The following is an 11,958-nucleotide window of genomic DNA, read 5'->3' as shown; positions in this document are numbered from 1 at the left end:
TATAATCAAACTTATATCCTCTAAATATAAGGTCTGGTTTTATTTTATTATATTATTTACCCTATATTCTAATAAGCCATTCAGTCGTTTTTTCGTAGTAAATATAAAAAATATGGCGCTCCGATACATGCTACGACAATACCTGCTGGCACTGTCGCACTTGAAATAGCTACGCGGCCGATTGTATCCGCTAGCATTAGTAAGCTTGCACCGATAAATAACGTGAGCGGTAAAAACAATTGGAAACGCGGTCCGACAAGCTGTTTTGCAATATGTGGAGCCATTAGACCGATAAAGGCAATGCCGCCTGTGACCGATACAGCCGCCGCAGCTAATGCTACAGAGACAACTAATAGTTGCAAACGCTCTCGACCGATATTCAAACCTAAACCTACTGCTGTTTGTTCTGTCATCGCCAGTACATTTAAGACATTTGCTTTATAAAAAATAAATGGAATACCTAACACAAGCCACGGCAATAAAGCCCAGAAAAATGGCCAATCTGTTCCCCAAATACTGCCCGCAAGCCATTGAGCGATAAATTGCACGTCACTACGCTCGGCAGAGGAGATTAATATCATCATTACCCCAGATAATGCAGATGCTACACCTACTCCGACTAAAATGAGCTGGACTGGCTGCACTCCCACGTTGCGCTTATACGAGAAAAAGTAAATGCAAAGTGCCGTTAATAAAGCGCTGACAAATCCGACAAGTGGTAACACATACGCAAAATTAGGTAAATCTCCATTGACAAGGAGATAAAAAAGCGTAATACCAACACCTGCTCCCGCATTAATCCCAATAATACCAGGGTCCGCTAAATCATTGCGTGTCACTCCCTGCAAAACAGCACCAGCTAGTGCTAACGCCATTCCTGCTGCTGCCAGCACAAACAACCTTGGCAAGCGAACAGAAAACAAGACGAATGATTCTTTGAAGCTGCCGTCGCCCAGTATAATCGGTATGATGCGATCAATCGAAACCGAAGCTGCTCCCATTGATATACCCATAACAAAAATAACTATTGTTAATAGTATCCAGGCCATTAACCATCTACGTTGTTTTTTTCGGCCTACATTAAACAATTTGACGCCCTCCCTTCCGAACAAGAAGTAAGAAGAATGGAAGGCCGATAATTGAAATAATTGCAACTACTGGTGTCTCATATGGAGCATTAATCATTCTACCTGCAAAATCTGCAGTCACCATAAACCATCCACCAATGATGGCACTCATCGGTAAAACAAATCGATAGTCTGTGCCAACAATCGCTCGGACAATATGTGGTACCATTAAGCCAACAAATGCTAGATTACCTACAAGTGCAACTGCAGAGCCTGCAAGAATTACAACTACAAACATCATAATTCCTTTAATAACTGCTGTGTTTTGTCCTAACCCAACAGCTACTTCTTCATTTAAACTTAAAATGGTTAGCTGACGACTAAATACAAACGCAACAATTAATCCGACAACGATAACAGGAGCAATTATTAAAGTTTGCCATGTAGTGCCAATTAAACCACCACTCGTCCACATCGAAACATCTTTTGAAATTTGAAATAATATTCCCGTACCATCTGCTATTGCTTGTAATAAAGCGGATACAGCTGCCCCAGCCAAGACTAACTTTAATGGAGAAAAGCCATTCTTTGTTGAAGCGCCAATACCATAGACAACAATCATCCCTACACCTGCACCTATGAAACATGCAAAAATAAGCGAATAGTACGACGTATTTGGGATAAATGCCATCGTCAATGCAAGAGCCGCATTCGCACCTGCTGTGAGACCAAGAAGTCCCGGATCTGCTAATGGATTCCTAGTTACCCCTTGCATAATAGCCCCAGCAACTGCGAGTGCACTACCTACAAAAATAGCAGCAATAATACGAGGAAATCGAATTTCTCGTAAAATAGCATAATGCTTACCGCCGTCTTGTCCAACAATCGCTTGAAAGACATCTTGAATACTCGTATTTGCCGCTCCGATACAAAGCGAAATCGTAACTGTCACTGCTAATAAAATCAGTGCAAGCAACACCTGAAGCCAAAATGGGAAATATCGAAACTTTGTCATTTGCCTTCGCTACTCTCTACTGAAATTATTGTAAAAATTTCTTTTCAAAGAAATCTAATTGATAATCTAAAGTGATTGGGTCATTAAAGTAAAATTCGTTGCCGCTTACTTCAAATAAATGACCATTCTTCACCGCTTCTAAATCCTTAAACCACGCAGCATTTTTAATGGCGCTATCCTCACCTTTAAACGTACTAAAAATCACATAGTCACCTGCATATTCATTTAATACTTCTGTAGAAATTGCTAAATAACCTGGTTTTAAAGCACCTTCCTTCACTTTCTCAGGCATTTTTAAGCCCATTTCTTGATATAAAATTTCTGTCCCACGGCCCCAGTTATCTCCATAAACATACATTTGTTTATTAAACATTTCTGCGACAGTAACTGTTGCATTCTCACCGATTTTTTCTTTAATTTTCGTTCCTGCTTCTGCAGCACGTGCTTTAAAGTCTTTTACCCATTCAGTTGCTTCTTTTTCTTTGTTGACCGCTTTACCTATTTCAATAAATTGCTGTAAATAATCAACTTTACCATAAGTAAATAATACAGTTGGTGCGATTTCTGCTAATTTATCCGCATTTTCAATACCATTTAAACCAATAATCAAATCTGGCTCAAGCTCGATAATTTTTTCGATATCCGTATTCTCAACAACTACTGCATCTTTAATTTCATCTTGGAAGTTTGGATTATCTGCAGCCCATGAATCAACACCGACAACATTAATGCCAAGCTTTAGTAAATCCCCAACAAATGAAGATAACACAACTACACGTTTTGGGTTAGCTGGTACTTCAATAGAACCTGATTCTGATTGATACGTAATCGTTTCTGCAGATGCTTTATCTTTAGAGCCCTCTTCCGTCTTCTCTTCTTTATTGCCGCACGCTGCAAGCACTAGTACGACCATCATAAACATAGGTAATAACCACTTTTTCATGAATATATCTCCTTTTTTACCGTTTCTAGTAAGTTATATGTAATGCACATTGGCTTACCTGTACGTGGATCTTTACCAATGACTGCATCAATATTAAACACTTTTTCTAATACTTCAGGTACCATGACTTCCTCTGCAGTACCAAACTTCACAAGCTCTCCTTTTGACAGCGCAACAATAAAATCTGAAAAACGTGCTGCTTGATTTAAATCGTGTAGCACCATAACAATTGTGCGTCCTTCTTCTTCGTTAAGCTTGTAAAGTAATTCTAAAACCTCTAATTGATGGGCCATATCTAAATAGGTTGTTGGCTCATCTAAAAAAATAATATCGGTCTCTTGTGCTAATGCCATAGCAATCCACACACGTTGACGCTGTCCACCTGATAAGGCATCAACTGTATCCTGACGAAAGTCATCAGTTTTCGTCACCTTTAAGGCCCAGTCAATCATTTCTTTATCCTTTTGCGATAAATTACCGAAGCCTTTTTGATATGGAAATCGACCGTAGGATACAAGCTCTTCAACAGTTAAACCATGTGCACTTTCCGGACTTTGTGGTAATATGGCCAGCTCTTTCGCTAATTCTTTCGTATTCATCTCGGAAATATTTTGACCGTCTAAAATGACCTGTCCACTTTTATGCTTTAAGATCCTTGTAATAGCCTTTAAAAGTGTTGATTTACCACAGCCATTAGAACCAATAATGGTCGTTATTTTACCGTCTGGAATTTGTAGCGATAAATCATGCACAATGGTTTTGTCCTCATAGCCGATACGAATCGATTCAACTTGTAAACGCACAACATAACCTCTCTTTCCTTTTACTTCTTTCCATGCTATGATAACGATTAGCCGATAATGATAATCATTATCACTAAAGTTAGTCTAGTTTTCCTATAAAGTTTTGTCAAACACTTTTTTATTATTTTTTGGAGGATGTGGTGATATAAATGCAACATGTATACGATGTTACAATTATTGGTGGTGGCCCTGCAGGTCTATATAGCGCCTTTTATAGTGGTTTACGAGGATTGAAAACGAAATTAATTGAGAGTCAACAACAGCTTGGTGGTAAAGTTTTACTTTATCCTGAAAAGCTAATTTGGGATATTGGTGGTCACCCTCCTGTACTAGGAGAACAATTTGTAAAACAGTTAATTGCGCAGGCAAAAACTTTTGATCCAACTATATTAACAAGCACAAAAGTCGACTTCATCGAGCGCCAAGATGATATGTTTGTTCTACATACTGCGCAAGGAGAGAAACATTACTCTAAAACCGTTCTTTTAGCAGTTGGTGGTGGTATTATTAACCCTCAAAAGCTTTCTCTAGAAGGTGCAGAAAAATATGAAATGACTAATTTACACTATACCGTGCAGTCTTATCGACACTTTGCGGACAAAGAAATTATTATTTCAGGAGGCGGAAATGCGGCTATTGACTGGGCAGTTGAACTTAGTCCTATCGCTAAAAACGTAACTGTTGTTTATCGTAAAGATAAGTTATCTGCCCATGAAGCCACAATTCAAGAGGCTTTAGATGCTGGCGTAAAGATTGAATGCAATACAACTATTACAAAATTGACTGCTAATGTTGACAAAACAGCGATTCAATTAGTGACTTGTGAGGATTCAAAAACAAAGCAAAGCTATACGCGTCAAATCGATGAAGTAATTGTTAGTCATGGCTATAATCGCGAAGCATCATTAGAATTGGATCAAACGATGACCATTCCTAAAAAAGATGATTACTATTTCGAAGGAAAAGCAACGGGAGAAACAGTACAGCCTGGAATTTTTGCAGCTGGTGATATTTTAACGTTCGAAGGAAAAATTCATCTCCTTCTAGGGACCTTCCAAGATGCTGCCAATGCGGTGAACTCTATTAAAACTTATTTGGAGCCTACTGCCTATCGCCATGGGGTTGTGTCATCACATAACGAAGTATTTAAAGAGAAAAATCGCTCTATTATTGAAAAGCACCTTATACAAAATAAGCATTAAATGTAATGTTTACTCTGTTTATAATCACAATAAACCCTCTTAAGAATTTACACTTAAGAGGGTTTTTATTCAGCTTAAACACTTACAATGCCTTATATTCCATCGAAATAAACTACCTAAAGAAATTTAAAAGTGCTCCCATTTGCCTTAGCATACCAACTCCATTTGTTATTGTTCCCGCATGACCCATAATTGTATTTAAATGCTGTGGTAATCTTCCAAATCTAGAAGTTCTGGGTTGTTGATTAGGGTAAAAGAAAGGTTGCTCCCTTCTACCTTGAATAGGAGGGCCAAAACCTTGTCTATATCTTGGTGGGAATGGTCTCATTCTAGAATTAGGCGGATAAAATGGCATCAATTCACCCCCAATCAAATATCTTTAAACTAGTATACGTTTGTATTTTTTTATTGTTTAGACTATCGGAGAAGTTGCTAAAAAATTATATACATATGTATTGTAAAAATATTGAAGCCCAATAATTTATTATTCTACCCTCCTTTTTTGTAAAGGTTCATGACAACTTTGTCTCTTACAGGAACCATACTATTTTTAATTTCATATTATACAAAAATACGAATAAAGAAGGGATTACAATTCAAAATTCAAAATATCTAGATTTTCTGTCCAAATTTGGCGTGGGCGGTGCGCACCCTGGTGGTATTAATCTAACAAAGGAAATTTTCAAGACTGAAAACATTAACAGACATTCCCGTATTTTGGATGTAGGGTGTGGCACAGGCCAAACCGCTGCCTATTTAGCTGAGGAATATAAAGCAAAAGTAACTGGTATTGATATCAATTCCGAAATGGTTGCAAAGGCTAAAAGGAGAATGAAAAATAATCGCTTACCCGTAAAAATAATTGAATGCTCTATAGAACAAGTACCATTACCTGATCATACATTTGATTTTATTATTTCTGAATCTGTGCTTTCTTTTGTTAATAAACCTAATGCCCTAAAAGAGATTTTTCGTTTATTAAAGAAAGACGGTCGGTTTATTGCCATTGAATTTACTATTCACGAACCACTTGAAGAGGAAATTGAAGAAGAAATCAAACAGTTTTATGGATTCGATTCATGTTCAATGAAAAAAGATTGGGTAGCTTTGTTTAACCAGGCTGGTTTTAAAAATACTCGAATACAAAAAAACAAATCAATCTTCTCAATCCCTGAACTTCATCACTCGAAGGATATTGCACCTGAACTTTACGAAGTAATGGATAAACATTTTGATATGAACTTAAAGTATGAAGGGATTCTAGATTATAGGATTTATTCATGTACTAAGTAGTTGGCTTCATCGATCCACAGGCTGCCCAATTACTAAGTGAAAAAGTTGATTAAAGCAAAAAATCTCGCCGCAGTCGTGACGAGATTTTTTTCATGTTCGAAATATCCTCTTGGATAAATTAGGTTTAGGTTTCAAATGACAGATTCATTATTTTATAAACTATTATTTCCCTTGTAAGACTACATTTGTCGCTGTAGCCCAGTTGTTTAATGGTGTAACCATATAATTTACATTAGCTTTTAATGTGCCACCGTTTGTAAGATCAAAAATGCCTACAGCACCTTTACGTGATGAATAGCGATATTGTGCTTGTATTGTGCTACCATCATTTCCTCGTAGCTCTACACTTCTACCTGCAAGTAAATCGGATTGAGGGTCTTTTGTTAATTGTAATTCAAATGATTTATTATCAATAGCTTTAGCAGACTGAAGCGTAAATGGAGCAATTTCCTTTGCTACGAAGCTTTTATAATCAATCTCAGCCCATTCTGCGTAAACGCGATATGTGACACCTGGCTTTAATGTTTTTCCTGCAGGTAGTCTAAATTGAGGTGCTTGTTTGCCATCAGCAGCTTGTGTAAATGGAACATAATCCGCTACAAACTCTTCCCCTTCGCTCGTTTTCACAGTAACATAGCGGTCGCGTAACGAAGAAATGATGTCAAAGCGTTTGCCACTAGCATCTCTATTATTACGATCTAAGCTAAACGCTAGACTTCCGCGACCTGCACGATAGGCTTCAATAATATTGGCATAGTCAACTACACCATCCTCTTGGAATGCCTCCAGTTTAAATGTATCGTTTGTCACTTGCTCTACATTGCGCACGAATACCTTTTCATCTGTTCCTTCAAAAATTTGATTACGTTGTTCTTTATAGCTCAACGTATAGATGAAGTCATCCTCCTGGAATGTTACGGGTACAATATATGTACTCTTAGAACCAGTCATTAATCGAGGGACATTGACAATCACTAAATCACCGTTAAAAACAAAATGTTTTTTAATAGCATCTAAATTGTTGGCATCCACATCTTCAGCTGTAAGTGGCTGATTGAACGTAATTTGCAGCGTCATTGTGTTTAATGGCTTAATGTTTGTAATTTTAGCTACTTGTTCATTTTGAGCTGCTGCCACCGTTTTATTACTTGCTGCATCTACATGTAATGGCTCATTCAATGTTACTAGACCTGCTGATAAAACCGATAAGGCTAATGCTGCAGGGACAATGCGTTTTCTTAATTTCATTGTTTAAATCTCTCCTTTTCCATAAAATTCATTTACAATATTTATCATAAGGACCATTTCTAAACTGCCAATAAATAAATTATTAAAAAAGAATAAAAAAATAGGAAAATTAATTTAAGAACTGTTTGTATTTACAACTTTTTTAGAAATAAAAAATATCCCGCCATATCATGACGAGATATTATTCTTAGACATTTAAACGGTAGCCTGCACCCCATACCGTTTCCAAAAACTTTGGCTGTGCTGGGTCACGCTCTATTTTTTCACGTAACTTTCGAATATGTACCGTTACGGTCGAAACATCTGCGGCTGATTCGTAGCCCCAGTTTCTTTCATATAGCTGCTCCTTACTTAACACTTGATTTGGATGCCTCACAAAAAAGACGAGCAAATCAAATTCCTTTGTGGTAAAGGCAACCTCTTCACCATTAACAAATACCTTTCTTGCAGACGTATCAATAGTAATCCCATGAATAGAAATGATATTGTTCGTTTGTTGGTTATTTGCTAAACGATCATATCTCGAAAGATGTGCCTTCACCCTTGCTACGAGTTCACTTGGGCTAAATGGCTTGGTGATGTAATCATCAGCACCAAGTCCTAAACCACGTATTTTATCGATATCCTCTTTTTTGGCCGATACGAACAATATAGGAATATTGGTAACTGCACGTATCTGTTTACAAATTTCAAAGCCGTTCATCCCAGGAAGCATAATATCGAGGATGATTAAATCGTAGCCCCCTTGAAGCGCATGCTGAAGCCCAGTATCCCCATTATGTTGAATCTCCACGCTAAAGCCGTTAATTTCCAAATAATCTCGTTGAAGCTCCGCAATGCTCACTTCATCTTCAATTAGTAGTATTTTTTTCACTATCTCTCACCTTTTCCTCAGCTTTTTTCAATGAAAAGAAGATGCTGGTTCCCTCTTTTAATTCACTTGTCGCCCAAATGTCGCCACCCATTCCAAGGACTATTTGTTTGGCAATTGCCAAGCCTAAGCCACTACCTCCTGTTTGACTATTGCGTGATAGTTCAGCACGATAAAAACGTTCAAAAATACTAGGTAAAGCAACAGGATCAATACCAGTTCCATTGTCCGTTACTTGAATAATGACTTCATCAGGCTTTTCCAGTAATGAAATGATTATTTGCTTTTGTTGTTTATCCATATATTTTTCACTGTTGCTCAATAAGTTCGACAATACTCGTCTTAACTTATCTAGATCTACTTGTACATAAAGCGGTGTATGAGATGAAACATATTGTAAGTGAATATCTTTTGCAATCAAATCAAAACTCGCTTCTTCCACATAATCAGTCATGTATTGATGAATATTAACATTTTCCATTTGGAATGGGATTTTCTTTATATCCAGTTTAGAAAATAAGAACAGCTCATCAATTAATAAATCCATATCTTTCGCCTTCGTATAAATGGTCGTTAAATATTTATCCATTTTTTCTTCTGTATTCGCCACTCCATCCTTAATCCCTTCTACATAGCCAATGATCGAAGTAATCGGTGTTTTTAAATCATGGGAAATATTTGATAACAATTCTTTACGATTTTCTTCATATTGCAATTGTAGTTGAACAGATTCTTTAAGCTTTAATCGCATTTCCTCAAACGATCGATTTAGTTGTCCAACTTCATCGTTTGAATGGGAGGAAATTTCAAAGTTCAAATCACCCGATTTAATCCGTTCAGCCCCTTCCTTTAGAGCAGAAATAGGATTAATAATGCTTCTAGACACTAAATAATTTAACAAACCAATAATCACCATAAACAATAAGAATAAAATACCGAAAAGTATAGGCAACAGCTCTCTCGTTAATTCTGCAGAGGAGCTAACCTCTCTTAACACAAAAATACTGCCCTCAGTTTCATCTGGAAAATAAAAATCGAACTTGACGTACGTATAAAATAAATTATCAATCATGATGGTATCGCGAGAATTGATATTTGTTGCTTCAAATCCAGGAAGACTATCGAGTAACAATTTTGCATGATCTCTTTGAGAAGTATATATAATCTGATGATCCTTTCTTACTACGGTTTCAATTGAAGGATCCCCAATTTTTTTCAACTGATCAATATCTAACAGCTGTTGAGGGTTTTTTTTAGCAAGCAACTTTAAATCTAGGAAAGCATTTTCTTCTACCGTCGTTAAAGGCTTTTGCACATAGGATTTTTTATAAAAATGTTCAATGGCTTTTACATCTCCTGTAATAGCAAATGAAAATAAAAAAACAGATGCTATTAAAAGCGTGATGGCGATAATTATGACTCCAACATAAGATAATAAAAACCTTGTTTTAATGGACATGTACATTCCCCCAATAAACTGAAACTAAAAGAAATTTACCATACAAATCTTAAAACTTTATAAAATCTGCATGAAATATTTATAAAGTGAATCTTTCTCAGTGAGGGTTTTCTTCACCCCTGAATTTTGAGGTGGGAGTCTTTTATCTGACGTTTCACTTTCGGTACAAATAAATTACTGCCCGTTGATGAGGGATAAATCGTTCAATTTGTTATAGTATTTCTATTTTTATCGTAACTACATAAAAAAAGCAACACTGCTATTCCTCCTCAACTGACGGGGAAAGTAGTATCGCTATAATTTTAGTGTTCTTCATTTTTAGCTAATTTCTCCACACTTAGTTGGTAAAGGTTTGCAACCGCCATTTTGGTTCCCATACCGTTTTGTGAGAGAATTTTTACATGAAGACACAATTGAATAGAACTTCCTTAGTCTTTCATTTGCATGTATTTATCTTCATTAATTGTAACTGCATGAATGCCCCCAATAAAGGTATTGATTAAGATTGCAAAGCTTTTATTGATATCAAGGGGTATTCCAAATCCCCCCATCTGTTCAATAGAAGTGAATCCATGCAGTATGCTTCGTAATCCTCTGACTATATGAATCGCAGTTTCTTCTTGCAAATTATAGGCATCTAGCACTTGAAGCACAAGTTGCACGACTGATTCTTGTGCTTGCTTTAGTTCTTGATCATTAGCATCCGGAAAACGAGTGCTAACATCATACAACCCCGGATGCTCTCTAACAAATTGAATATATGCTTTACTAATTGCTCGAATGGCATCATCGCCTGAACGTCCTACTGCAGCTTGAAGCATATATTCATTTAGTTTTTTTACGCCTTGAATAGCTAACTTCTGCTTCAATTCATTTAATCCATCAAGATGGTTATACAAGGAAGGTGGCCGTATTTCCAATCTTTCCGCTAAAAGCCCAATTGAAAGTTGGTCCAATCCTTGTTCATCAACTATCTCCGTTGCCTTTTGTAAAATAATCGATAAATCTATTTTCATTCGACGAGACATTTTTTTCACTTCCTATTTTGATTGTCTAAAATTTTTTTCTGCTTCTGCGATTGCTATGTCCAAAAGTTCCTGTGGTTGCTTCAACATCTTTCCATGCCCCACAGCAAGTAAACTTGGATTTAAATCCCTTAATTTTTTTGCGCTATTAAGAGCCGTGCTTTTATCCCATGTAGCTAGAGCCGGAAACGGAAACAACGGATTCATCATACCCGATACTATTAACTTTCCTCTAGTTATTAGTGCATCCCCAGCAATTAAACTTCTATTGCGCGTGTCAAAAAGAGTAATGGAACCAGGTGTATGACCTGGGGTTGCAATCACCTCTAATGAACCAACACGATCACCTTCTTCAAGTAATAAGTCCGGTTTAGTTTTAATATTTTTTGGAAGACTTCCCCGAATTGGCGTGTTTATTTCATTTGGTAACAAGGAACTATTCCCTGCCAATAACAGCGCGTCCCTAGAAGAAATGCACACCTGACTATCCGGTAATAATCCTTTTAACGTGTCTAGCGCTCCTATATGATCACCATGTGCGTGGGTAATGATGATTCTTGTAATCGGTTTACCAATACTTTCAGCCGCTTTTATTATACTTTTTGCACTATATGGTAGTGCTGCATCAATAAGGGTAAGCTCGTTTTCTTCTTCTACAATATAACAATTAACAGGAAAAATCCTTGGCATAAATGACAATTGAAAAACTGTACCAATCTTCGTAATTTTCATTCTAAATTAAATCCCCTTCTTTAACTAATTCTATTTACATTTTAACTAATCTAATTAGTTTTTGCAATATTTAAATTAGGGAAGTTTAGTTCGGTGCCTCATAGGAAAAATTCTTGCTTTTCTAATACATTATTCTAAAAGTGACCGCTTCCTATTTCCATAGCCAAAACACCATAGTGCTAATAAAAAGCATAGCTGTTTTTTTATTTCCTGAACTTTCGATACACCATAAAATGACACCTGTCATAAAGAACTTTTGACTGCTGTGAATATGTTTTTCCCTTTCGTTTTCTTATCATT

11 protein-coding genes are annotated in these 11,958 nt (G+C 36.6%); 2 read left to right on the top strand and 9 right to left on the bottom strand.

The annotated features are described in order from the left end of the window. Positions 1-80 precede the first annotated feature (80 nt). From ACFVT8_RS15000 to ACFVT8_RS14985, 4 genes are read right to left on the bottom strand one after another with little or no spacing between them, the layout of a single operon-like run. Complete coding sequence (locus ACFVT8_RS15000) at positions 81-1,088, bottom strand: FecCD family ABC transporter permease (protein WP_387081337.1); 1,008 nt, start codon at positions 1,086-1,088, stop codon at positions 81-83. Continuing rightward, positions 1,081-2,082 carry a FecCD family ABC transporter permease gene (locus tag ACFVT8_RS14995; protein WP_387081335.1) on the bottom strand — a complete coding sequence of 334 codons (1,002 nt, stop codon included), beginning with the start codon at positions 2,080-2,082 and terminating at the stop codon, positions 1,081-1,083. The genes ACFVT8_RS15000 and ACFVT8_RS14995 overlap by 8 nt, the downstream gene beginning before the upstream one ends. Positions 2,083-2,107: 25 nt before the next feature. Next, positions 2,108-3,025 (bottom strand): iron-hydroxamate ABC transporter substrate-binding protein, encoded by a 918-nt coding sequence (locus tag ACFVT8_RS14990; protein WP_387081333.1) that lies wholly within the window; start codon positions 3,023-3,025, stop codon positions 2,108-2,110. Next, the gene (locus ACFVT8_RS14985) at positions 3,022-3,828 is read right to left on the bottom strand and encodes an ABC transporter ATP-binding protein (protein ID WP_387081332.1); all 807 of its coding nucleotides are present in this window, start codon (positions 3,826-3,828) and stop codon (positions 3,022-3,024) included. Before ACFVT8_RS14985 ends, ACFVT8_RS14990 begins: the two co-directional genes overlap by 4 nt. Before the next feature lie 149 nt (positions 3,829-3,977). Between ACFVT8_RS14985 and ACFVT8_RS14980 the strand changes: the two genes are divergently transcribed. Further along, positions 3,978-5,030, top strand: a complete 1,053-nt coding sequence (locus ACFVT8_RS14980) for an NAD(P)/FAD-dependent oxidoreductase (RefSeq protein ID WP_387081330.1) — start codon at positions 3,978-3,980, stop codon at positions 5,028-5,030. A 636-nt stretch (positions 5,031-5,666) separates the two neighbouring features. Further along, on the top strand, positions 5,667-6,323 hold the full coding sequence (locus ACFVT8_RS14975; protein WP_387081328.1) for a class I SAM-dependent methyltransferase: 657 nt from the start codon (positions 5,667-5,669) through the stop codon (positions 6,321-6,323). Between the two features lie 162 nt (positions 6,324-6,485). On the opposite strand, the gene ACFVT8_RS14970 is transcribed toward ACFVT8_RS14975, so the two are convergent. The 5 genes from ACFVT8_RS14970 to ACFVT8_RS14950 form a co-directional block, all read right to left on the bottom strand. Further along, positions 6,486-7,571: a hypothetical protein gene (locus ACFVT8_RS14970; RefSeq protein ID WP_387081326.1), complete on the bottom strand. Its 1,086-nt coding sequence runs from the start codon at positions 7,569-7,571 to the stop codon at positions 6,486-6,488. Between the two features lie 187 nt (positions 7,572-7,758). Continuing rightward, on the bottom strand, positions 7,759-8,445 hold the full coding sequence (locus ACFVT8_RS14965) for a response regulator transcription factor (protein WP_387081325.1): 687 nt from the start codon (positions 8,443-8,445) through the stop codon (positions 7,759-7,761). After that, positions 8,423-9,901, bottom strand: a complete 1,479-nt coding sequence (locus tag ACFVT8_RS14960) for a sensor histidine kinase (protein ID WP_387081323.1) — start codon at positions 9,899-9,901, stop codon at positions 8,423-8,425. The genes ACFVT8_RS14965 and ACFVT8_RS14960 overlap by 23 nt, the downstream gene beginning before the upstream one ends. Before the next feature lie 428 nt (positions 9,902-10,329). Further along, complete coding sequence (locus ACFVT8_RS14955; protein ID WP_387081322.1) at positions 10,330-10,929, bottom strand: TetR/AcrR family transcriptional regulator; 600 nt, start codon at positions 10,927-10,929, stop codon at positions 10,330-10,332. 12 nt (positions 10,930-10,941) lie between these two features. After that, positions 10,942-11,658 carry an MBL fold metallo-hydrolase gene (locus ACFVT8_RS14950; protein WP_387081320.1) on the bottom strand — a complete coding sequence of 239 codons (717 nt, stop codon included), beginning with the start codon at positions 11,656-11,658 and terminating at the stop codon, positions 10,942-10,944. Between the last annotated feature and the right edge of the window lie 300 nt (positions 11,659-11,958).

This window comes from Lysinibacillus sp. NPDC058147, from assembly GCF_042884205.1.
Classification (GTDB): Bacteria; Bacillota; Bacilli; order Bacillales_A; family Planococcaceae; genus Lysinibacillus.
Note: the sequence above shows the minus strand (reverse complement) of the source record. Positions and strands in the feature narration are given on the sequence as shown.